This is a genomic window from Mesorhizobium sp. C277A (assembly GCF_040324395.1).
Lineage (GTDB): Bacteria > Pseudomonadota > Alphaproteobacteria > Rhizobiales > Rhizobiaceae > Mesorhizobium.
The window spans coordinates 4,768,191-4,790,485 of the sequence record NZ_JAMYVW010000002.1 but is presented as its reverse complement, the minus strand read 5'-3'; the positions used below and the strand labels follow the sequence as shown (position 1 = coordinate 4,790,485).

Here is a 22,295-nt window from a genome sequence, read left to right as displayed (position 1 = left end):
GGCATGAGCGCGCCATTCCGCTTGCGCGCTGACGGCATCGACCTGTTTATCCGGCTGACGCCGAAGTCTTCTGTGGACAGGCTCGAAGCCGTAGAAACATGGGCCGACGGGCGCAGTCATTTGAAGGCGCGCGTGCGCGCCGTGCCGGAGAATGGCGCGGCCAATGCGGCGCTGGAACGGCTGGTGGCCAAGGCGCTGGGCGTTCCGGTATCGGTCGTGTCGGTCATTGCAGGCGGCACGGCGCGGCTGAAGACGGTGCGTGTGGTTGGCGAACCATCGACGCTGGTGAAGAGCATCGAGACACTGGCCGCCGGATAATCCTCAATCCCCCAGCGGCAATTTCGGATCGTCGACCTTCAGCGTGTTCACGCTCTGCTTGATGCGGCGCAGGTTTTCGAGAACCCTGGGTCCGCGCGTCTCGGCCACGGAGGTGACGATCATGTCGACGATCGACAGCAGCGCGTAGCGCGAAGAGGTCGGCTTGTAGATGTTGCCGTCTTCCAGCGACTGGAACTGGATGACGGTATCGGCGGCCTTGGCCAGCGCTGATTCCGGCGGGGTTACGGCGATGGTGGTGGCGCCATATTGCTGGGCCACCTGAACGGCGTCGATCACCGAGCGCGCATAGCCGGACACCGAGAACGCGATCAGCGTCGTCTCCGATGTGGCGACCGCGGCATACATGCGCTGCAATTGCCCGTCGATCTGCGCCAGCACCGGCACGCCGAGCCGAAACAGCCGGTTCTGCATCTCGGTCGCCATCATCGAGGAAATGCCGCCGGAGCCGATGCACAGCACATTGCCCGAACTGACGATGCGCGCGGCCACGCCCACCAGCGTCTTCATGTCGAGGTTTTCGCTGGCGCGCTGGATGGCGGCGATTGCCGCTTCGGTGATGGCCGACGCAATGCGCTGCTCGCGCGCGTCGCGGTTCAGCGGTTCGGGCGACAGATACTGGCCGCCAATGGCAATCGCCTGCGCCAGGTAGAATTTGAAATCGCGCAGACCCTCGCAGCCGAGATTGCGGCAGAAACGGGTGACCGTCGGCTCGCTGACGCCGACGCGCGCGGCAATTTCCGAGATTGCCGCCTTGGAGGCGAAGTCGAGATCGGTCAGCACGAGGCCGGCCAGGCGGCGGTCCGATTTGGTGCCGTCCTGCGACATCAGCTGCAGGCGCGTGATGATGTCGGCCGGCGTTTTCATTTCTGGGTTGTCGTCTTCATCGTGGTGTTTTCGTTTTCATGCCGGAGCTCTCATAGCGGCAGGCCTGTCGCCGTGTCGAACAGATGGATGTTTGCAGGCGCGACCGAGACCGGCAGCATTTCACCCGGCTTGACCTGTATCCGATCGCGGAACACGGCGCGCACCGTGTCAGCGCCGATGGCGCCATAGACATGGGTTTCCGAGCCGGTCGGCTCGACGACATCGACCTTGATCGCCATCGCGTCGACAGCCTCGCCGATGACGAAGTGTTCGGGCCGTATGCCGGCCTCGACCGTGCTGCCAGCCGGCACCGTCTTGCTGCCGAGCGCCAGTCGCCCTCCGCCGGCCGATTCGAACCAGCTTTTCTCGGGCGTCGTCTTCAGGGCGCCGGAGACAAAACTCATCGACGGCGAGCCGATGAAGGAGGCGACGAATTTGTTGGCGGGACGGTCGTAGAGCTCCAGCGGGGCGCCGACCTGCTGGATCTTGCCGCGATCCATCACCACGATGCGGTCGGCCATGGTCATGGCTTCGATCTGGTCGTGGGTGACATAGACGATGGTCGATTTCAGCCGCTGGTGCAGCGCCTTGATCTCGGTGCGCATCTGCACGCGCAACTGCGCGTCGAGATTGCTGAGCGGTTCGTCGAACAGGAACACCGAGGGCTCGCGCACGATGGCGCGGCCCATGGCGACGCGCTGGCGCTGGCCGCCCGACAGTTCCCGGGGATAGCGGTCGAGATAGGCGAACAGGTTGAGGACGCCAGAGGCCTTTTTCACCTTGGCGCCGATTGCCGTGCGGCTTTCGCCGCGGATCTTTGGGCCAAAGCCGATATTGTCGGCCGCTTTCAGGTGCGGAAACAGCGCATAGGACTGGAAGACCATCGCGATGTTACGCCGCTGTGGCGGCAAATCGTTGGCGCGCATGCCGCCGATCAAGAGGTCGCCTGCGGTGATCGGCTCCAGCCCGGCCAGCATGCGCAGCAAGGTCGACTTGCCGCAGCCGGAAGGGCCGACCAGCACGACGAACTCGCCGCTCTTGATGTCGAGGCTGATGTTTTCGAGGATCTTGTGGCGTCCGAAGGATTTCGACAGGTCGCGGAACTCGACATCGGTCATGGTCAGGCTCCCAATATGTCGTCGATGAAGGGCAGGAAGCCGGCGGTCAGTCCGGCGTCGACCGGCACCACCGCGCCGGTTATCCCCGATGCGCGATCCGAAACAAGGAAGGCCACCGCTTCGGCCACTTCCGTGGCGTCGACGATGCGGCCGAGCGGATAGAGCCGCTTGAGCTTGCCGAGAACATCCGGGTTCTTGGCCAGGCGATGGTCCCAGGCGGCAGTGCGGATCGAGCCGGGGCAGACGACATTGGCGCGCAGCCCGTTGCGGCCGAGTTCCACAGCGATCGCTTTGGCATAGGCATTGATGCCGGCCTTGGCTGCGGCATAGGCCGGGTTGCCGAAGTGGGCGATGGCGTTGACGGAAGAGATGAAGACGACGCTGCCCGAACCGCGCGCGGCCATCGCCTTGATCAGTGGATCGGCGAACAGCATCACCCCGGTCAGATTGAGATCGAGCTCGTGCTCTATTCTGTCAGGGGTCAGCGCGGCAAGCGTTTCGGCGCGGGTCCAGCCGGCATTGTTGATCAGGATGTCGGGGACGCCGTCCTTCTCAAGGATCGCAGGTATCGCTGCTTCGATGGAACCCCGGTCGAGGAGGTCGAAGACATGGTGCGACGCCAGATGCGGGCTGCCGAGCTGGTCTGCCGACTGGTCACAGCCGATCACCCGTGCGCCGCGTTCAGCCAGCAGCGCCACGATGGCCGAGCCGAGGCCGCCGCCGGCGCCGGTTACCAGCACAGTCTTGCCTGCAAATTCGGCCTTTGAAACCACCCTGCGCGTCTCCTTAGGATCTACGATAGTCGGAAAACGCTATTTTAAGAAATGTAATTAAGCAACAGGATAATCCGCTTGCACAGCGTGAAATGATGGATAATGTAGGAAAGTCACATAAAGCCTTGGTCGCCTGGAAGCCGCAAGAGCGCAGGCGCAATCAAATGGGAGAGATCGAATGAAGCTTGCAAAATGGACTGTCGGCCTGATGGCCGGAATGAGCCTGCTCGCCCTGGCCGCGCAGGCAGATGCCGGCGAGGTGCGCGTAACCGTCGCCGAATACAGCGCCAAGACCGGCCCGTATTTCGAAGCCGTGAAAAAGGAATTCGAGGCAGCCAACCCGGGTATCACCGTCAAGTTCGAAGTTGTGCCGTGGGACGTGCTGCTGCAGAAGCTGACCACCGACATCACCGCCGGCACCAATGCCGACCTGTCGATCATCGGCACCCGCTGGCTGATCGATTTCGTCCAGCAGGATGTCGCCGAGCCGCTCGACGGCTACATCAAGCCAGACTTCAAGGACCGCTTCATCGACACCTTCCTGTCGCCGTCGATCATGGAGGGCAAGACCTACGGCCTGCCGATCGCGGCCTCGGCGCGCGCCATGTACTACAACAAGGAATTGTTCGAGAAGGCCGGAATCGCCAACCCGCCGGCAACCTGGACCGAGTTGCAGGAGGATGCGCGCAAGATCAAGGCGCTGGGTACCGGCACGTTCGGCTTCGGCCTGCAGGGCAAGGAGATCGAGACCGACGTCTATTACTACTATGCGATGTGGTCGCAAGGCACCGAGATCCTCAACAAGGATGGCACGTCGGGCCTCGGCACGCCCGGCGCGCTCGAAGCCGCCAAGCTCTACAAGTCGATGATCGACGAAGGCCTGACGGAACCCGGCGTCACCTCCAACAACCGCGAGGACGTCCAGAACCTGTTCAAGCAGGGCAAGGTCGGCATGATGATCACCGCGCCCTTCCTGTCCAACCAGATCAAGGACGAGGCGCCGAACCTGAAATATGGCGTGGCCGCTATCCCCGCCGGACCGACCGGCGCGCGCGGCACGTACGGCGTCACCGATTCCATCATCATGTTCAAGAATTCCAAGAACAAGGATGAGGCCTGGAAGCTGCTCGACTTCCTGTTCACCACCGAACAGCGCGCCAAGTTCACGCAAGGGGAAGGCTTCCTGCCGGTGAACAAGGAAGAGGCCAAGATGGACTATTACGTCAACAATGCCGATCTGGCAGCGTTCACCGCGCTGCTGCCCGACGCCCGCTTTGCGCCGGTCATCCCCGGCTGGGAAGAAGTCGCCCAGATCACCTCGGATGCCATGCAGAAGATCTATCTCGGCGGCGACCCCGAGGCAGGCTTGAAGGAAGCGGCTGCCAAGGCCAACGCCGTGATCAAGAAATAGGGCGTATCTCCCTGCGCCCGGCGCGCCCCTGAGATCGGGGCGCGCCACACTTTCCTCTCCCTCCGGAGGGGGAGAGGTGGCTCGGCGAAGCCGAGACGGAGTGGGGGAACCACCTGGCAACCGCCGCGAACGGACATAGGAAGGGCAATAGGGGCAAACATCACCTCGCCTTGCGCCCCAAGGGTCGACCCCCCGAGCTTCGCTCGACACCTCTCCCCCGATCGACGGGGGAGAGGAAAGGCATTCTTCTGAAGCGCTGCTAAAGACCGATATGCAAGATTGATCCGAGCTGGCGTGCCAGCGCCACAGAACCACGGTACAAAACCGGCCGATGCAAAATCGCTTCTTGCCCTATCTGCTGACCTTGCCCAGCCTGTTGCTGGCGGCGGTCGTCATCTTCTGGCCGGTCTGGGACCTGATCCAGATCTCGACGCATGACGTCAGCCGCTTCGGCCAGCTACGCGACTTCAACGATTTCGCCAATTATTCAGCCTTCCTCGCCGATCCCGATTTCCTGGCGGCACTCTGGCGCACCGGCCTGTGGACGTTGCTGGTGGTCGGCGGCGCGCTGCTGTTGTCGGTGCCGGTGGCGATGATCCTCAACACCGATTTCTACGGCCGCGGCATTGCCCGCGTCATCATCATGCTGCCCTGGGCGGTGTCGCTGACGATGACGGCGGTGGTCTGGCGCTGGGCGCTCAACGGTGAAAGCGGCATGCTGAACTCGGCGCTGATCGGGCTCGGCCTGATCCATGAAAACATCCAGTGGCTGGCGCGCGCCGAGACGGCATTCCCGATGCAGGTGCTGATCGGCATATTGGTGACGGTACCGTTCACCACGACCATCTTCCTCGGCGGCCTGTCGTCGATCCCCGACGACCTCTACGAGGCGGCGGCCCTGGAGGGGGCGACGCCGCTGCAGCAGTTCCGCGAGATCACCTTTCCGCTGCTGAAGCCGTTCATCAACATCGCCATCGTCCTCAACACCATCTACGTCTTCAATTCCTTCCCGATCATCTGGGTGATGACGCAGGGCGGGCCGGCCAACTCGACCGACATATTGGTCACCCATCTCTACAAGCTGGCCTTCCGCATCGGCAAGCTGGGCGAAGCATCGGCGGTGTCGCTGCTGATGTTCGCCATCCTTTTGATCTTCACCATGATCTATGTGCGGCTTGCCATGCGGGAGCAGCGCACATGACGCCCAAGCTGAAGCGTACGATCATCGCATGGCTGCTGCTTTCGCCGCTGCTCGTGGTGACCATCTTCCCCTTCGCGGTAATGTTTTTGACCGCGGTCAAACCGCGGCAGGAGGTGCTGTCGCCGACCTGGTGGCCAAGCGAATTCCACTGGTCGAATTTTGCCGACATGTGGGTGGCGACCGGCTTTGGCCAGGCGCTGGCCAATTCGCTCTATGTCTCTGTTATCGCCACCGTCGGCGCCATCCTGATCTCGGTGCCGGCCGCCTATGCCATGTCGCGGTTTCGCTTTGCCGGCTATGGCGCCTTCCGCCAGTTCCTGCTGATCTCGCAGATGATCTCGCCGATCGTGCTGGTGCTCGGCCTGTTCCGGCTGATGGCGGCCTGGGGTCTGATCGAATCCACGACCGCGCTCGGCGTCATCTACATGGCTTTCAACGTCGCCTTCACCGTGTGGATGCTGCAAAGCTATTTCGACACCATCCCGCGCGATCTCGAGGAAGCAGCGTGGATGGAAGGCGCCGGCCGCTGGCTGACCTTGCGAAAAGTGTTTCTGCCGCTTTGCCTGCCGGCAATCGCGGTGACCGCCATCTTCACCTTCATCAACGCATGGAATGAGTTCGTCGTTGCGCTCACAATGCTGCGCAGCCAGGAAAGTTACACGCTGCCGATCCAGGTGTTCTCGCTGGTCGCCGGCCGCTACACGATCGAATGGCACCATGTAATGGCGGCGACGCTGCTGGCGACGCTGCCGGTGGCAATCCTGTTCATCTGGCTGCAGCGCTATCTCGTCCGCGGGCTGGCGCTCGGGGCCGTAAAATAGCAATTCCAGGAAAAGTGTGGAGCGGTTTTCCGTCCGGAATTGCGAAAAACAAATAGCCGTACGGAGTTTTCATGCGCATCTTCACCGCCTCGCTGGCGACCGAAACCAACACCTTCTCGCCGGTGCCGACCGACCGGGCGTCGTTCGAGATGGCGTTCTATGCCGGGCCGGGCAAGCATCCTGATACACCGACCTTGTGCTCCTCGCCGATGGTCGCGCTGCGCCGGCGTGCGGCTGCCGAAGGGCTGACCGTCATCGAAGGCACCGCCACCTGGGCGGAGCCGGGCGGGCTGGTGCAGCGGCAGACCTATGAGGCGTTGCGTGACGAGATTCTCGGCCAGTTGAAGGCAGCCTTGCCGGTCGACGCCGTCATCCTCGGCCTGCACGGCGCCATGGTGGCGCAAGGCTATGACGATTGCGAAGGCGATCTGCTGGAACGGGTTCGCGCAATCGTCGGGCCCGACGTGGTGATCGCGGTCGAGCTCGACCCGCACAGTCATCTGACCCCAAAGCGCGTCGCGGCATGCAATGTCATGGCCTATTTCCTCGAATTCCCGCACACCGACTTCTATGAGCGCGGCGAACATGTCGTCGAGCTTGGATTGGCGGCGGCGCGCGACGAGATCAGGCCGGTGATCTCGACCTTCGACTGCCGCATGATCCAGGTGCTGCCGACCAGCCGCGAGCCGATGCGCTCCTTCGTCGACCGCATCAAGGCGCTGCACGGCAAGGACGGCGTGCTGTCGGTCTCGGTCATCCATGGCTTCATGGCGGCGGACGTGCCCGAAATGGGCACGCGCATCCTGGTCGTCACTGACAATGACAAGGCCAAGGGCGATGCGCTGGCGGAGAGGCTAGGGCACGAGCTTTACGCCATCCGTGAAAGGACGGCGATGACGATGCTGAACACCGAGGACGGCATCGCGCGGGCACTGGCCGTGCGCAAGGAAAATCCCGGCAAGCCGGTTGTGATTGCCGACATCTGGGACAATCCCGGCGGTGGCGTCGCCGGCGACGGTACCGTTGTGCTGCGCGCAATGTTGGAACAGGGCGTTGACAATTTTGGCGTGGCGACGATCTGGGACCCGATCGCTGTCACCTTCTGCCAGGCGGCAGGCGAAGGCGCCGTCATCGACCTGCGCTTCGGCGGCAAGGCCGGGCCGCTGGCCGGCGAACCGATCGATGCGCGCGTCAAGGTGTTGAAAGCCGTCCCCGAGGGCTGGCAGAGCTTCGGGCCGAGCCGGGTGACGCTCGGACCGACGGCGCTGGTGCGGCTCGAAGGCACCGAAATCGACATCATCCTCAACACCAACCGCACGCAGACCTTCGAGCCGGATGTCTTCTCCAACATCGGTGTCGATCCGTTGTCGAAGGACATATTGCTGATCAAGTCGACCAACCATTTCTACGCCGGCTTTGAACCGATCGCGGCGGAGATCATCTATGTCTCGGCGCCGAGCTCGTATCCGAGCAATCCGGCGGTGACGGATTACAGGAAGCTGACGCGGCCGGTGTGGCCACGGGTGGCGGATCCTTGGCGCTGGTGATCTCCCCACTTGAGGGGGAGATGTCGCCAAAGGCGACAGAGGGGGTCCTCGCGCGTGAAGCGCCGACCTTCATCTGCCGCAGGAGGTCGAGCCCAGTCGGACCGACCCCCGAGGGGGGAGATAAGCTGGCGCTATAGCAATCCCCGCTTCACCATCATCGCTTCCGGCGAAGGCATCTTGCCGCGGAACGCCGTGTACAGCTCCTCCGGATCCTTCGACCCGCCGGCGGCATAGATATTCTTCCGCAGCCGTTCCGCCAGCGCCGGGTTGAAGGGATCGCCAGTCTCCTCGAAGGCGGCGAAGGCGTCGGCGTCGAGCACTTCCGACCACATGTAGGAATAGTAGCCGGCTGAATAACCGTCGCCGGAGAAGATATGGCCGAAATGCGGGGTGCGATGACGCATGGCGATGGTGTCGGGCATATCAAGCTTTTCCAGCGTTTCGGCTTCGAAACGCAGCGGTTCCGCCGGCGCATCCGGCCGCGCGTGATACGCCATGTCGATCAGCGCCGACGCTGTGAACTCGACCGTGGCGAAACCTGCGCCGAACGTGCGGGCGGCCAGCATCTTGTCGAGCAGCGACTTCGGCATCGGCTTGCCGGTCTTAACATGCAGCGCATGCTTTTCCAGCACTGCGGGCACCGTCAGCCAGTGCTCGTAGAGCTGCGAAGGCAGTTCGACGAAATCGCGGGAAACCGAGGTGCCCGCCACCGACGGCCAGGTGACGTCGGTCAGCATGCCGTGCAAAGCATGGCCGAATTCGTGGAACAGGGTCTTGGCCTCATCGACCGACAGCAGCGCCGCTTCCCCCGCCGGCGGCTTGGCGAAGTTCATGATGTTGTAGATCACCGGCTTTGAGCCATCCCCAAGCTTGTAGCCAGACTTCAGCGCGCTCATCCAGGCGCCAGAACGCTTCGAGGATCGGGCGAAATAGTCGGCGAGGAACAGGCCGCGCTCGCTGCCATCGGCGTTCTTCACCACGAAGACGCGCGCGTCGGGATGCCAGGCGGCGATGCCCTTCTTCTCCTCGAAAGTGATGCCGAACAGTTTTGTGGCGACGTCGAAGCAGGCGTCGATGACCCGGTCGAGTTGCAGATAGGGTTTCAGTTCCGCCTCGTCGAAGTCGAATTTCTCGGCGCGCAATTTCTCCTGGTAGAAGCGCCAGTCCCAGGCGGCGAATTTTTCGTTGCTGCCTGCCTTGGTCGCCAGCCGCTCCAGCTCCTTCTGGTCGGCGGCGGCCTTCTCCAGCGCTTTCTCCCAGACCGGGTCGAGGAGGTCGTGCACCGCCTTCGGCGTCTTGGCCATGGTGTCGTCGAGCTTCAGCGCGGCGAACGAGGCATAGCCGAGCAGCCTGGCCTTTTCGGCGCGCAATTTCAGCATGTCGCGCACCACTGCGGTGTTGTCGCTGGCGCCGCCATTCTGGCCGCGCATGGTGAAGGCGCGGAAAGCGGTCTCGCGCAGATCGCGGCGTTCAGAAAAGGTCGTGAACGGCTCATAGATTGAGCGCGACAAAGTGACGGCGTAGCGGCCCTTCTGGCCGCGCGTCTCGGCGGCTTCGGCCATCGAACTCTTCACGAAGTCCGGAAGGCCGGCAAGATCAGCCTCGTCGAGGAACAGCGCCCAGTCGCGCTCGTCGGCCAGCACGTTCTGGCCGAAAGTGGTGCCGAGCGAGGACAACTCCTCGCTGATGTTGGCCAGCCGCTTCTTGCCGTCGGCGTCGAGTTTTGCGCCCGATCGCACAAAGCCTTTCCAGGTCTTCTCCAGCACCCGCAGCGTCTCGACGTCGAGTTTTAGCGTCTCCCGGCGCTGGTAGAGGTCGTCGATGCGGGCAAACAGTTTCTCGTTCATCGAGATCGCCGAGAAATGCCGCGACATCTTCGGCGAGATCTCACGCTCCAGCGCCTGGATCGCATCGTTGGTGTGGGCGCCGGCCCGGCACCAGAAGATCGACGAGACATGGTCGAGCGGCTCACCGGCGAGCTCGAGGGCTGCCAGCGTATTCTCGATGGTCGGCGCATCCTTGTTGCCGGCGATCGCATCGATTTCGGCCTCATGTGCCTTCAGCGCCGCGTCGAACACCGAGGAGAAATCGTCGTCGCCGATGCTGGCAAAATCCGGCAGGCCGAGCGGCCCTTGCCATTTGGTCAGCGGATGGGCGGCGAGATCGACGGTTTTCGTGGACGGCATGGGGGATCTTTCGGTGATTGGCGGAGCTTGCTGACCGATGTAGGGCGATGACTGGCGCGGCGCAACAGCGCGGCCGTTCAAGCCCGCGTCAGAAGCCGTCGCAATTTTCCGCGATCGCCGCTTGCGAACTGGCGGTGATGCGGTTGCCGGTGACGGCGAACGTTTCCTGCATCAGCATGTCATTGTTGGGGAAATCATAGCAGGCGATGACCGTGGTGACGCCGGCCTCGCTCTTTTCGACGCGATGCCGGATTGCGGCGCCGGCGACCGCGCCCTTCCATTCGTCGATCGACGCGATGAACTCCTGCTTCGACTGTACGACGCCGAGATCGTCGAGCTTGATGCGGACATCGTCGGCGAGCAGGTCCGACAATTCGGTGCGATCGGCGACCAGCAGCGCCGAATACCAGCGGTCGATAATGGCGCCGTCATCGGAGCGGCAGGGACGAGCGAAATCAGCAGCGCCGCTACCGCGAAAGCGATCGCAGGCCAAACCCGCATTCTTGCCTCCTCTTATTTGACCATGCCCTTATCCGAAAACCGGTTCCCACTTTTCGGGATCATGGGTCTACGTCAAATCCGGCCGCTCGAAGTCGCCGGTGTCCTTGTTCATCACCCAGAGCTCGCCGGTCGAGATGTCGAACCAGGCGCCATGCAGCGACAGCCGCCCCTTGCCTTCGAGGATGGAGACGCAAGGGAAGGTCCTGAGATTGGCGATCGAATAGCGGATGGAAATCCGCTCCAGCGCCGTCTGCCGTTCGGTTGCCGTCATGAACGTGCTGGACGAAACGGTTTCGGCCGCCGGCGCGATCAGGCTCATCCATTTGCCGATGAAGTCGCCGGGCGACAGCGGCGCCGAATTGGTGTCGAGCGCGGCGCGGATGCCGCCGCAGCGGCCATGGCCCATCACTACGATGTTTTTCACCTTCAGGCTCTGCACGGCGAATTCGAGCGCGGCCGAGGTCGAGTGGAACTCGCCGTCCGGCGCATAGGGCGGCACCAGATTGCCGACATTGCGCAGGACGAACAGTTCGCCCGGACCGGCGTCGAAGATCGCCTCGGGGGCAGAGCGGGAATCGCAGCAGGCAACGATCATGGTTTCGGGCGCCTGCCCTTCGCGGGCGAGCTCGCGATAGCGTCCGCTCTCGGTGAGATAGCGGCCATTCATGAAGTTGCGGTAGCCGGTCCAAAGATGTTCGGGGAGATGGGGCATGGGCTAGGGATGAAGCCTTTCGGGGTTAGCGACGGCAGCTCATTTCAAGTTAGAAAGGCTCTAACGGCAAATGCCCGTCGCGGGCAATGCCGAATTGCGGATGGCTTCGTCGCAAATCGCCATGCCGCACGCATGGCTCGCCGCTTGCCTCACGCCCAGATCGCCAGGGGAATGCCCAAACGGTCGGCAAGCGGCGGGTCGGGAAACGGCTTTGCCTCGCCGCCGGCAATGCGTCCGGCAATCAGCATCATCGCTGCGGCGTCGAGGAAATCGTCGGCGGCAGCACCGCGTTGCGGCGGCTGGTCGAGGAAAGCTCTGGTATAGCCGTGCCGGCAGAGCAGTGCCTTGCGCTCTTCCATCCCGGCAGGATTGACTGCGCCCTTGATCTTCTTCGGCAGCGTCATCGGTTTTTCGCCGTTCAGCCGGCAGAAGGCCACTTCGGGGTGCGATTCGAAGACGCGGCGGCGCAGTTCCGGACGCATAATCAGCAGCGCGTCGATCTCGCGGATCTTGGCAAAGATGCCGAAGGCTTGGATCGAGACGCCGCGTGGCGGATCGGAGGTCGCCTTGGCCACCTCGCTGGCGCGCCGATGCGCCTCATACCAAGCCTCGACCGTGGTGAAGTCGCTGATGTCGGCGTAGAGGGCCGCGCGGGACGGGATAGAGAAGACGCTGGATTGCCGTGCTCCGAGCATTGGCCGTACCAAGGTCTCCGGCCCGCGCCCGCCTCTTTGCGAGACGTCCGGCAGGCCGATCGGCATGTCGACGGCCACTGTCGCATCGGCGGGCAAGGCGTCGAGCAGGGCCGCAAAGCTGGGAAAGACGCGGACTGACGGCGCGGCATCCAGATCGCGGCGGACGGCGATCCAGCCGGCCTTGCAGCCGTCTACGCCGACGACCACGGTCGAGGTCACGCCCGGCGGTCCCGCCCCGGATGCGTGAGGTGGCGCAGCTGCACCATCGCCATCGGATGCGACAGGCTCTGGGCATCGGTTTCAAGCTGCAACTCGTCGCCGCCACGCTTGGCGGTTCGCGCCAGGATTTCGTAGACGGCGGCGGTGGTCGATTGCAGCGCCTTGATCGGCGGCTGCCCCGACAGGATGCGGGCGAGGTAGACGGCCGCAGTCAGGTCGCCGAGGCCATTCGGCGGCTTGTCGATGAGGCGGTGTTCGGCCAGCAGCGCCTGGGTGCCGTCAAGCAGCAGATTGCCGGTGCCGCCGGTCATCATCGACTGTGCCGACGTCACCAGCATTGTTGACGGTCCGGCATGGAGGGCGGCCGAGATCACCGATTTCAGATCGGGCAAAGGCGCGCCGGCCATCCACTCCAGCTCATAGCGGTTGGGGGTGGCGATGTCGGCGATCGGCATCAGCCGGTCGCGTATCGCGGCGGCCGTCGGCTCGGGCACATAGAGCCCGCCGGAATCGCCCATCACCGGATCGCATATATAGATCGCGTCCGGCGTCTTGGCCTTGACCGCCGCAACCAGCGAGGCGACGGCCTCGGCCTGGCCGGCCTCGCCGAGATAGCCCGACAGCACCGCGCCCACCTCGCCCAGCCAGGGCGCGCGCTCAAGATCGGCCATCAGCGCCTTGAACTGGTCGAGCGGCGGCACGATGCGCGTGGCGCGGCCATGGCCCGGATGCCAGGGCAGGATGACCGTCGGCACCGCCCACACCGGAAAGCCCAGCGTCTCCAGCGCAAACACGGCGGCGCGGTTACCGACCGAGCCGCGGGCGACATGGCTGGAAATGACGATGACCGCGCGCGGCGCGTCGGCTTTTTCGCTGTTCATGGAAAATCCTAGATACGGATAATTTTTCGTTGAATCGTCATCCTAATCTATCTCTTTGGTTGGAGCATGATCTCCGGACAAAACGGTTCCCGCTTGTCCGAGAAAACCGGTTCCCACTTTTCAGGATCATGCTCTAGCTGCCCCGGGAGACGTAGTACACGAGCCAGATCAAAAGGCCGAGGGCGACGATGAGCCCAAGTGCGCGACCGATGCGGGTGCCCCAGACCTCGATCGGATCGGATCGGTCGGCCTCGGCTGCGGTAACATGATCGCGGGCGCCTTTCGCTGCCCGTGACACCAGCGATGCGCCGCCAAGGCCGCCCTCGTTCGCCACGCGCTCAATAATGCGGCGCGATTCGCTGTCATCGTCGCGGCGTTCCGCCATGATCCTGTCCTGTTTGCCGGCAACCATATCGTGTTCGCGCGATCAATCACAGGGCCTCGCCGGCGCATGAATGCGCGCCAGGAATGCGCGCCAGCGGCAGACATTTTCTTGAGCGCGGATTGTGCTAATGCTTCGCATGCAACTTCTGTCGAGGGACCTCACCATGTTTGCCCAGCGCCTTGCCTTCCCTTTCCGCAGTCTGCCGGCCGTGCTGATGATGGCCGTCGTGCTGCCTCTGCTCGCCGGCTGCGGCTTCAACACCATCCCGACGGCGGAGGAAAACGCCAAGGCGGCATGGAGCGAGGTGCTGAACCAGTATCAGCGTCGGTCCGACCTCATTCCCAATTTGGTCGAGACGGTGAAGGGCTATGCCTCGCATGAAAAGGACACGCTCGATGCGGTGGTCGAAGCGCGCGCCAAGGCGACGCAGATCACGGTGACGCCGGAAACGCTGAAGGACCCCGAAGCGCTCAAGAAGTTCCAGGATGCGCAATCAGGGCTGACCAGCGCGCTGTCGCGGCTGATCGCGGTGTCGGAGGCCTATCCCGACCTCAAGGCCAACCAGAATTTCCTGGCGCTGCAGGCGCAACTCGAAGGCACCGAGAACCGTATCGCCGTGGCGCGGCGCGACTACATCCTGGCGGTCAAGGATTACAATCTGACGCTGAGGACCTTTCCGTCGGTGCTATGGGCAACCTTCTGGTTCCGCAGCAACGAGCCCTTCGCCAACTTCACCGTCGAAGAAGACAAGATGCAGCCGCCGAAGGTCGATTTCGGCACGAAGCAGGGCGGGTGATGACGTCTGGGTGAGCTTGGCCTTTGCCAGCCTTGCGTTCCTTCACACCCCCCTCTGTCCTGCCGGACATCTCCCCCTCAAGGGGGGAGATCAGCTGTCTTCTGTCCTTGCGCCAAATATCAGCGTTGCCGGCTGAGCGTCGGCAGCGAGATTGCCAATCTCCCCCTCGAGGGGGAGATGTCCGGCAGGACAGAGGGGGACGCGAAGGAACGCCAACCTTGGTGTTCTTCTCGCCTTTCTGGCCGTCTTCCTGCCCCTCACCGCCTTCGCCGCCGACCTCCCCGCGCTGACCGGCCGCGTCGTCGACAATGCCGGGATCATCGATGCAGGCACCAAAGCCGCGCTCACCCAGAAACTCGCCGACTTCGAGACCAGAGGCTCCGACCAGATCGTCGTCGCAACCATCCCCAGCCTCGACGGCGAGGAGATTGAGCCTTACGCCAACCGGCTGTTCCGCTTCTGGAAGCTCGGCCAGGCCAAGGAAAACAACGGCGTGCTGCTGCTGGTGGCGCCGAACGACCGCAAGATGCGCATCGAGGTCGGCTATGGGCTGGAAGGCACGCTGACCGATTTGCACACCAAGCTGATCATCGAAAACGACATGGTGCCGGCGTTCCGCGCCGGCGATTTCTCCGGGGGCATTTCCAAGGCCGTCGACGACATGGTGATGGTGCTGGAAGGCAATCCGGAGGAATTGGAGGCGCGCGGCGAGCGCAACCAGAAGCCGCCCATCAATACCGACAATCTGTTCTTCGGCGTCTTCATCAGCATCTGGGCAATCATCTTCTTCGGCAGCATGGCCGCCTCCATCCTGCCGCCGATCTTCGGCCAAAAACTCGGTCCCGGCCGCTATCGCTGGCTCGGCATGACATTCGAGCCGCACAAGCGGTCATCCAGCGGCGGCTGGTCTTCGGGCGGGGGCGGCTGGTCGTCGGGTTCAAGCGGTGGTGGCGGCTTTTCCGGCGGCGGCGGTTCGTCCGGCGGCGGCGGCTCCTCGGGAAGCTGGTGACGAGATGACAACACGCATCGCCAATCCCTGGCATGGCCGCTTCGCCACGATGACCGGCGCTGCCTTGCTGGTCTTGCTCGTCAGCTTCGCGGCGCTGGCGGCGGAACTGCCCGCCCTCACCGGTCGTGTCGTCGACAATGCAGGCATCATCGACGCTTCGACCGAGGCGGCGCTGACGCAGAAGCTGGCCGATTTCGAGACCAAAGGCTCCGACCAGATCGTCGTCGCGACGGTTCCCAGCCTCGACGGCGAGGAGATCGAGCCTTACGCCACCCGGCTGTTCAACGCTTGGAAGCTCGGCCAGAAGGCCAAGAACAATGGCGTGCTTCTGCTGGTGGCCGTGAACGACCGCAAGATGCGCATCGAGGTCGGCTACGGGCTGGAAGCCACGCTCACCAACCAGCACGCCACACGGATCATTGAAGGCATGGTGCCGGCCTTCCGCGCCGGGGATTTCTCCGGCGGTATTTCCAAAGCGGTCGACGACATGATCATGGTGATTGAGGACAGTCATGGTGGTTGAGGGGAACTCGTGACGGCATGACAGTACGCGTCTTCAATCCGCCAAGACCTGGCCGCGCAGCCGCGACGATCGGCATCGCCCTGTTGACGATGCTCACCATGCTGTTTGTAGCCTTGGCGGCAGACCTGCCGGCACTCACCGGGCGGGTGGTCGACAATGCCGGTATTATCGACGCCGCGACCAAGGCGGCACTGACGCAGAAGCTCGCGGATTTCGAGACCAAAGGCTCCGACCAGATCGTCGTCGCCACGATCAACAGCCTCGACGGCGAGGAGATCGAACCCTACGCCAACCGGCTGTTCCGCTTTTGGAAACTCGGCCAGGCCGGCGAAAACAACGGCGTGCTTCTGCTGGTGGCCAAGAACGACCACAAGATGCGCATCGAGGTCGGCTACGGGCTGGAAGGCACGCTGACCGACCTGCACACCAAACTGATCATCGAAAACGACATGGTGCCGGCGTTCCGCGCCGGTGATTTCTCCGGCGGCATTTCCAAGGCCGTCGACGACATGGTCATGGTGCTGGAAGGCAACCCGGAAGAGCTGGAGGCGCGCGGCAAGCGCAACCCGGCCGACCGCAGCACGCCCATCGATCCCGTCGTCGCGGTCTTCCTGATCCTGTGGGCGGCGATGTTCTTCGGCGGCCTGGCGATGGCCTTCCTGCCGCCGATCTTCGGCACCAAGCTGTCGCCGGGCGTGTATAAATGGCTGGGCATGACCTTTCGCTACGGCCAGGGGCCGAGCGGATCGTCCTCGGGCTCCAGCAGCTGGACAACAAGTTCGTCGTCGGGCAGCGGATGGTCATCGGGAAGTTCGGGCAGCAGCTGGTCTTCGGGCTCAAGCAGCGGCGGCGGGTTTTCAGGCGGCGGCGGTTCGTCTGGCGGTGGCGGGTCTTCAGGGAGCTGGTGAGAGAAGATGGCAACACGACCGATCAGCCCACAGGACCATGAGCGCATCGCCACCGCGATCCGCGCGGCCGAGGCCAAAACCGACGGCGAGATCTACTGCGTCGTTGCGCATGCCAGCGACGGCTATTTCTTTCCCGCCGCCTTCATGGCGACATCAGGCATGCTGATTGCCAGCCTCGCCGTCGCTTATGGGCTGGAAGCCTGGTGGCTGTCGATCCGGCTGCCGCATTTCGTCATTGTCCAACTGCTGGCACTGGCCTCGGTGTTGGTGCTTTTGTGGGCGCTGCCGGGCTTGCGCATCCATCTGGTGCCGCGCCGGCAGCGTTATCAGGCGGCACATCACAATGCGCTCAGGCAGTTCCTCGCCCGCAATGTCCACCGCACCACGGCGCGCACCGGCGTGTTGGTCTTCGTGTCGATCGCCGAGCGTTATGCCGATGTGGTCGCCGATTCGGGCATCGACAGCAAGGTCGGCCAGCATGTCTGGGACGGCGTGGTGCGCGATCTCCTGCAGCATGCCGGTGACGACCGGCTCGCCGACGGCTTCGTCAAGGCGATCGGGCAGGTCGGCGCGGTGCTGGCCGAGCATTTCCCGGTGACGTCGGGCGATGCCAATGAACTGGACGATCATCTCGTCGAGATCTGAAAAGCCAGCACGCGCTACCCGGACGGACGCCTGACCGCGCCGGCTGGGTGCGTTTCCAGGCAGGCTTTGCCCATTGTCAGCAGTGTCGCGATCGGCTGTGAGAAAGCGGTCGGCGGGCTGACCTCGACTCTTGCAAATGGCCGATGCGGGTTTATGGTTAACAAATCATGAATACGCTGAGCATCGACATCAGGAAAGCCGAACCGCGCGACGCTGGCGCCATTGCGGACGTGCACCAGCAGGCTTGGGAGGGCGCCTATTCCGGCATCATCCCGCATCGCTCGCTGACCTCGATGATCAACCGCCGCGGCGCCGACTGGTGGGCCAACGCCATCCGCCGCGCCGCCACCGTTCTGGTGGTCGAGATCGGCGGCACCATCGCCGGCTATGCCACGATCGGCAAGAACCGCGCCCGCGAGCTGAAGCAACAGGGCGAAATCTACGAACTTTACCTGCGTCCGGAATATCAAGGCATCGGGCTCGGCAGCCGGCTGTTCAAGGCGGCGCGGGCGCGGCTTGCCGACCACGGGCTGAAGGGAATGGTGGTGTGGGCGCTGGAAGACAACCAGAACGCACTTTCCTTCTATGCCGGCGCGGGTGGCCGTGACGTCGCCGAAGGAGTCGAGATTTTCGAGCAGAGGGCGCTCAAGAAGGTCGCCTTCGTCTGGGAATGACCGGCCTCGGTTACAAATCATCATAAACCGTGCGCTTCCGTTAGCGCTTCGCACCAATCGCCGCATTGCACCATGCCGCGCCGCCCGCTATCGATCTTGGACATCGAGAGAGGGATTTAAGCCATGCGAATCGAAGCCATAGCCATCGGAAAGAACCCGCCCGAGGACATCAACGTCATCATCGAGGTGCCGATCGGCGGCGAGCCGATCAAGTACGAGATGGACAAGGAGGCCGGCACGCTGTTCGTCGACCGTTTCCTACATACGTCGATGCGCTACCCCGGCAATTACGGTTTCGTGCCGCACACGCTGTCGGGCGACGGCGACCCGATCGACGTGCTGGTCTGCAACACGCGCGCGCTGGTGCCGGGCTGCGTCATCAATGTGCGACCGATCGGCGTGCTGGTGATGGAAGACAATGCCGGCCAGGACGAGAAGGTCATTGCCGTGCCGTCGCCGAAGCTGACGCTGCGCTACGAAAACGTCACCGAATACACGCAGCTGCCCGAGATCACCCGCGACCAGGTCCAGCACTTTTTCGAGCACTACAAGGATCTCGAGCCCGGCAAATGGGTCAAGATCGAAGGCTGGCACGATTCCAAATACGCCAAGAAGATGATCGTCGACGCGATCGCACGGGCGAAGGCGGCAAAGTAGCGCCGAGAGAGGCCTGCGTCTCGTTCAAGTAAGCGGCAAACGCCAGCGAGGCACCCCCCTCTGGCCTGCCGGCCATCTCCCCCTCAAGGGGGAGATCGGATGTCGCAACGGCTTTCGTCAATTTTCAGCGCCGAAAGAAAAAGCGCCGCCAGCGAAGCTGCCAATCTCCCCCCTTGAGGGGGAGATGCCCGGCAGGGCAGAGGGGGGTGCCTTGCACCCACGTGGCTAGTTATCCACCCTGCCAAAAGCCGGGACGTTGCCGATGACGGTGTGCTTGTCCTTGCCACAGGCGAAACTCTTCGCCTTTTCGTCCGCCAGCTTGCGCGCCTGGTCGTTGGCCTGCGGGTTGCCGGTGGCCAGCACGAGGCCGATGGTGCAGCCGTCGCGGGCTTCCATCTGGGCGACCTTGGCGACGAGCAGCACTTCGGTGGGCTTGTTCTCGTCCTCGGGATTGCTGATCGAGCGGCGGTGGATGACGGCAAAGGGAACGGCAACGTCGCCCTTGGTCTCGATGCGCCATTCGACCCTGGCGCCGGACGAGTTGAAGCCGGAAAAGCTCTCCCAGACCGAGGTCATCTCGCCGCCGGGCGGAAACCCGTAGAACAGCGATTCACGCGCATCGTCATAGGCGATCAGCACGGGATAGCCGCGATAGCCGGAGCAGGCGAGTTCGGCCCAGTCGCCGTCACCTTCCTCGGCCTGCGCATAGGTGACGCAATCCTTTTGCGAGTCGAGGTCGGTGTAGACGCTGGATATTCCGTCGGCATGGGCGACCTGGCAGAGGCCGGCAAGGGCAAGCGAGAGCAGAAGAGCGCGCATGGCGAATAATCCCTGTGGTTATTTCGCTATCGGGCTCTGAGCCTCGCAAAAAAATATAGCGCGTACAAAGCGGAAAACGAAGCGGCTGCAACGAACGCCTGGTAGTCCATCCAGCAGATTGCGAGGAGTGACGCGCAGGCGGCAAGCAGGACGACGGGAACAAAAACATCCAGGTATAAAAATACCAAAGCGACTGCGCTTATCGACGCGATCAGAATGCGCGCCGTTTGGGTAATGCCGTGTGCCTTGCCGTCGAAATACATCCCAACATACATCGCAACCGATGCGACCAAAAACAGAAAAAGCACTCTGCGCAGAACGGCCTCCTTGACCCTGTGCTCGTTCAGGTCGAAGACCGTGGCAATATCCCTCTTTTCCTCGTGCGAGATCAACGCCAGGTCGCCCCGCTTCATGTAATTGATCCCGAACATTTTTTTGAGATCGTCCAAAATCGTCTGAGCAATGTTCAAGTCGGTACCTGCGATTCTGTTTTGATCGCTGACATGACAGCGATATTGCTTGCGGTTGGAATGGATCGCAAGAGGTCTATTTCTTCAAGCTCGCCTCGATCAGCAGGTCGGCGTTGCGGGCGACCGCTGCCGCCGGGCCGCCGAGGCCGAAGAGCTGGCCACTGATATAGGCGCCTTCGATCAACAGCAGCAGGCCGTCGCCGAGCGTCTCAGGGTCTTTAGCGCCCATCGCTGCGGCCATCGCGCGCAGGCGGTGGCGCAACTCCTGCTTGTTGGCCTCGCTGACGACGCGCGCCGGATGGCCATGTTCGGGATATTCCACCGCCGCGTTGGTCATGCCGCAGCCGCGATAGTCCGGCCTTTGCGTGCGCTTGCCGACGCGAGTCAGGAAAGCCCTGAGCTGTGCCCGCGGGTCGCCGGGATGGGCAGCCACGGCTTCGTCGAAACGCTCCCAATACTCACGGTCATATTGCCTGAGATAGGAAGCGGCGAGCTCGTCCTTGGAGGGAAAGCTGCGGTAGAGGCTGGGCTTGGTGACGCCGGCGCGCTTGACGATCTCGTCGACGCCGATCGCCCGGATGCCGCGGCGGTAGAACAGGTCGTAGGCCACGTCGAGGATTTTCTTGGCAGCCTTGGGCGGTGCGGCTGCATGACCGTCCTTGATGGTCAGTTCAATATTTTTGTCCGTTGGCATGGTATGACTCGATTGACGTGTTACCGATCGGTACGTATACATGTCCTCACCCTGCAACGTACCGGTCAGTAACATGATAGCTCAATCCCGTCCCTTTGGCCAGCGCTACGCTTTCGTCGTGGTTGGCGTCATCTTCCTTTGCCTGTTGATCGCGGCCGGGCTTCGTTCCGCACCCTCGGTGATGATGCTGCCGTTGGATAAAAGCTTCGGCTGGGGGCGCGATACGGTTTCGATTGCCGCTGCGATCGGCATCTTCCTTTACGGCCTGACCGGGCCGTTTGCCGCCGCATTGATGGAGCGTATCGGCTTGCGCCGCACGCTGCTTGCCTCGCTTGTGATCATGTCGGGCTCGACCGCGCTCAGCCTACTGATGACCGAGCCCTGGCACCTGTTCCTCACCTGGGGCGTGTTTTCAGGCATCGGCTCCGGCGCGGTCGCCACCGTGCTCGGCGCCACCATCGTCAACCGCTGGTTCAAGACCAATCGCGGCTTGGTGATGGGGCTGATGTCGGCCTCCAGCGCCACCGGCCTGTTGGTGTTCCTGCCGCTGCTGGCATCGCTCGCCCAGTCGGGCGGCTGGCAGCCCGTCGCTATCGCCGTCTCGATCGCCACCGCCTGTCTTCTGCCGCTGGTCTGGCTGTTGGTTCCGGAGCGTCCCGCTTCGATCGGCATGGTGCGCTATGGCGCCGGGGCGGATGACGTGCCGCCGGTATCGCCGGCATCGCAAGGCAATTTCCTGGCGCATACGCTGAACACGCTACGCCGCGCTGCCCGCACCCGCGTCTTCTGGTATCTGTTCGCCACGTTCTTCATCTGCGGCTTCACCACCAACGGGCTGGTCGGCACGCATCTGATCTCCTTCTGCGGCGACATGGGCATCCCCGAGGTACAGGCCGCGGGCCTGCTGTCGCTTATGGGCATTTTCGACCTGATCGGGACGACGCTCTCGGGCTGGCTCACCGACCGTTTCGACCCGCGCAAGCTGCTCGGCGTCTACTACGGCATTCGCGGCCTGGCGCTGATCTATCTGCCCTATTCCGGCTTCTCGGCGACCAGCCTGATCATCTTCGCGGTGCTCTACGGTCTCGACTGGATCGCCACCGTGCCGCCGACGCTCAGGCTCGCCAACGAGGCCTTCGGTGACCGCAGCGGCCCGATCGTGTTCGGCTGGATCGTAGCCGGCCACCAAGTCGGCGCCGCCACCGCCGCCGCCTTCGGCGGCACCATGCGCGAATTGCAGGGCAATTACGAACTGGCTTTCCTGATCGCCGGCATGACGGCGATCGTGGCTGCGTGTCTGTCGCTGCTGATCAATACGAGCAGGCCGGCTTTCGATCCGGAGCCGCAAGCGGCGTAGGGCGCGGTACTAATCTCCCCCTGGTGACGCTCGATCCGGTGCGGTCGGCGTAAGCCTTTGGGTCGGTGCGAAGGATCGCTACGCCTGGAA

General features: G+C 63.2%; 23 protein-coding genes and 2 pseudogenes. 13 read left to right on the top strand and 12 right to left on the bottom strand.

Annotation, left to right across the window (positions count from 1 at the left end; all coding sequences use genetic code 11):
• The first annotated feature begins 3 nt into the window (after positions 1-3).
• Positions 4-318: a DUF167 family protein gene (locus NKK52_RS23600; protein WP_023681446.1), complete on the top strand. Its 315-nt coding sequence runs from the start codon at positions 4-6 to the stop codon at positions 316-318.
• A 3-nt stretch (positions 319-321) separates the two neighbouring features.
• Here NKK52_RS23600 and NKK52_RS23595 read toward each other — a convergent pair whose 3' ends face one another.
• From NKK52_RS23595 to NKK52_RS23585, 3 genes are read right to left on the bottom strand one after another with little or no spacing between them, the layout of a single operon-like run.
• On the bottom strand, positions 322-1,203 hold the full coding sequence (locus NKK52_RS23595; RefSeq protein ID WP_023681445.1) for a MurR/RpiR family transcriptional regulator: 882 nt from the start codon (positions 1,201-1,203) through the stop codon (positions 322-324).
• 50 nt (positions 1,204-1,253) lie between these two features.
• Entirely contained in the window at positions 1,254-2,321 is a 1,068-nt protein-coding gene (locus NKK52_RS23590; protein ID WP_023681444.1) for an ABC transporter ATP-binding protein, read from the bottom strand.
• Between the two features lie 2 nt (positions 2,322-2,323).
• Positions 2,324-3,094, bottom strand: a complete 771-nt coding sequence (locus NKK52_RS23585; protein WP_023681443.1) for an SDR family NAD(P)-dependent oxidoreductase — start codon at positions 3,092-3,094, stop codon at positions 2,324-2,326.
• A 178-nt stretch (positions 3,095-3,272) separates the two neighbouring features.
• Between NKK52_RS23585 and NKK52_RS23580 the strand changes: the two genes are divergently transcribed.
• The 4 genes from NKK52_RS23580 to NKK52_RS23565 all read left to right on the top strand — a co-directional run bounded on the left by NKK52_RS23580 (position 3,273) and on the right by NKK52_RS23565 (position 8,074).
• Positions 3,273-4,505 (top strand): ABC transporter substrate-binding protein, encoded by a 1,233-nt coding sequence (locus NKK52_RS23580; protein ID WP_023681442.1) that lies wholly within the window; start codon positions 3,273-3,275, stop codon positions 4,503-4,505.
• A 331-nt stretch (positions 4,506-4,836) separates the two neighbouring features.
• Positions 4,837-5,706, top strand: coding sequence for a carbohydrate ABC transporter permease (locus tag NKK52_RS23575; RefSeq protein ID WP_023681441.1), 870 nt, complete (start codon positions 4,837-4,839; stop codon positions 5,704-5,706).
• Complete coding sequence (locus NKK52_RS23570; RefSeq protein WP_023668609.1) at positions 5,703-6,527, top strand: carbohydrate ABC transporter permease; 825 nt, start codon at positions 5,703-5,705, stop codon at positions 6,525-6,527. The genes NKK52_RS23575 and NKK52_RS23570 overlap by 4 nt, the downstream gene beginning before the upstream one ends.
• A gap of 71 nt (positions 6,528-6,598) precedes the next feature.
• Positions 6,599-8,074, top strand: coding sequence for a M81 family metallopeptidase (locus NKK52_RS23565; RefSeq protein ID WP_023681440.1), 1,476 nt, complete (start codon positions 6,599-6,601; stop codon positions 8,072-8,074).
• 131 nt (positions 8,075-8,205) lie between these two features.
• Here NKK52_RS23565 and NKK52_RS23560 read toward each other — a convergent pair whose 3' ends face one another.
• The 6 genes and pseudogenes from NKK52_RS23560 to NKK52_RS23535 form a co-directional block, all read right to left on the bottom strand.
• Positions 8,206-10,260 (bottom strand): M3 family metallopeptidase, encoded by a 2,055-nt coding sequence (locus NKK52_RS23560; protein ID WP_023681439.1) that lies wholly within the window; start codon positions 10,258-10,260, stop codon positions 8,206-8,208.
• An 88-nt stretch (positions 10,261-10,348) separates the two neighbouring features.
• Positions 10,349-10,761, bottom strand: a pseudogene (locus NKK52_RS23555) (nuclear transport factor 2 family protein).
• Between the two features lie 67 nt (positions 10,762-10,828).
• Positions 10,829-11,473, bottom strand: coding sequence for a carbonic anhydrase (locus NKK52_RS23550; protein WP_023681438.1), 645 nt, complete (start codon positions 11,471-11,473; stop codon positions 10,829-10,831).
• A gap of 149 nt (positions 11,474-11,622) precedes the next feature.
• Complete coding sequence (locus tag NKK52_RS23545; protein ID WP_023681437.1) at positions 11,623-12,387, bottom strand: DUF429 domain-containing protein; 765 nt, start codon at positions 12,385-12,387, stop codon at positions 11,623-11,625.
• Positions 12,384-13,268 (bottom strand): pyridoxal kinase PdxY, encoded by an 885-nt coding sequence (gene pdxY / locus NKK52_RS23540; protein ID WP_023681436.1) that lies wholly within the window; start codon positions 13,266-13,268, stop codon positions 12,384-12,386. The genes NKK52_RS23545 and pdxY overlap by 4 nt, the downstream gene beginning before the upstream one ends.
• A 133-nt stretch (positions 13,269-13,401) precedes the next feature.
• The gene (locus tag NKK52_RS23535) at positions 13,402-13,653 is read right to left on the bottom strand and encodes a hypothetical protein (RefSeq protein ID WP_023681435.1); all 252 of its coding nucleotides are present in this window, start codon (positions 13,651-13,653) and stop codon (positions 13,402-13,404) included.
• Positions 13,654-13,816: 163 nt separating this feature from the next.
• Here NKK52_RS23535 and NKK52_RS23530 point away from each other — a divergent pair, with 163 nt between their 5' ends.
• The 7 genes and pseudogenes from NKK52_RS23530 to ppa all read left to right on the top strand — a co-directional run bounded on the left by NKK52_RS23530 (position 13,817) and on the right by ppa (position 18,865).
• The gene (locus NKK52_RS23530) at positions 13,817-14,449 is read left to right on the top strand and encodes a LemA family protein (protein ID WP_023681434.1); all 633 of its coding nucleotides are present in this window, start codon (positions 13,817-13,819) and stop codon (positions 14,447-14,449) included.
• A 151-nt stretch (positions 14,450-14,600) separates the two neighbouring features.
• Positions 14,601-15,458 (top strand): TPM domain-containing protein, encoded by an 858-nt coding sequence (locus tag NKK52_RS23525; protein WP_502902995.1) that lies wholly within the window; start codon positions 14,601-14,603, stop codon positions 15,456-15,458.
• A gap of 49 nt (positions 15,459-15,507) precedes the next feature.
• Positions 15,508-15,963 (top strand): annotated as a pseudogene (locus tag NKK52_RS23520) (TPM domain-containing protein); the annotation flags it as partial.
• 35 nt (positions 15,964-15,998) lie between these two features.
• The gene (locus NKK52_RS23515) at positions 15,999-16,889 is read left to right on the top strand and encodes a TPM domain-containing protein (RefSeq protein WP_023681431.1); all 891 of its coding nucleotides are present in this window, start codon (positions 15,999-16,001) and stop codon (positions 16,887-16,889) included.
• Positions 16,890-16,895: 6 nt separating this feature from the next.
• On the top strand, positions 16,896-17,534 hold the full coding sequence (locus tag NKK52_RS23510) for a TPM domain-containing protein (RefSeq protein WP_023681430.1): 639 nt from the start codon (positions 16,896-16,898) through the stop codon (positions 17,532-17,534).
• Positions 17,535-17,701: 167 nt separating this feature from the next.
• Complete coding sequence (locus NKK52_RS23505) at positions 17,702-18,208, top strand: GNAT family N-acetyltransferase (protein ID WP_023668622.1); 507 nt, start codon at positions 17,702-17,704, stop codon at positions 18,206-18,208.
• A gap of 123 nt (positions 18,209-18,331) precedes the next feature.
• Positions 18,332-18,865 carry an inorganic diphosphatase gene (gene ppa, locus NKK52_RS23500; protein ID WP_023668623.1) on the top strand — a complete coding sequence of 178 codons (534 nt, stop codon included), beginning with the start codon at positions 18,332-18,334 and terminating at the stop codon, positions 18,863-18,865.
• A 225-nt stretch (positions 18,866-19,090) separates the two neighbouring features.
• Here ppa and NKK52_RS23495 read toward each other — a convergent pair whose 3' ends face one another.
• From NKK52_RS23495 to NKK52_RS23485, 3 genes are all read right to left on the bottom strand, one after another.
• On the bottom strand, positions 19,091-19,684 hold the full coding sequence (locus NKK52_RS23495) for a hypothetical protein (protein WP_023681429.1): 594 nt from the start codon (positions 19,682-19,684) through the stop codon (positions 19,091-19,093).
• A 26-nt stretch (positions 19,685-19,710) separates the two neighbouring features.
• A complete protein-coding gene (locus NKK52_RS23490) occupies positions 19,711-20,154 on the bottom strand; it encodes a hypothetical protein (protein WP_023681428.1) in 444 nt (147 codons plus the stop codon).
• Positions 20,155-20,230: 76 nt separating this feature from the next.
• On the bottom strand, positions 20,231-20,848 hold the full coding sequence (locus tag NKK52_RS23485) for a TetR/AcrR family transcriptional regulator (RefSeq protein ID WP_023681427.1): 618 nt from the start codon (positions 20,846-20,848) through the stop codon (positions 20,231-20,233).
• A gap of 73 nt (positions 20,849-20,921) precedes the next feature.
• Here NKK52_RS23485 and NKK52_RS23480 point away from each other — a divergent pair, with 73 nt between their 5' ends.
• A complete protein-coding gene (locus NKK52_RS23480) occupies positions 20,922-22,205 on the top strand; it encodes an MFS transporter (RefSeq protein ID WP_031198487.1) in 1,284 nt (427 codons plus the stop codon).
• The last annotated feature ends 90 nt before the right edge of the window (positions 22,206-22,295 follow it).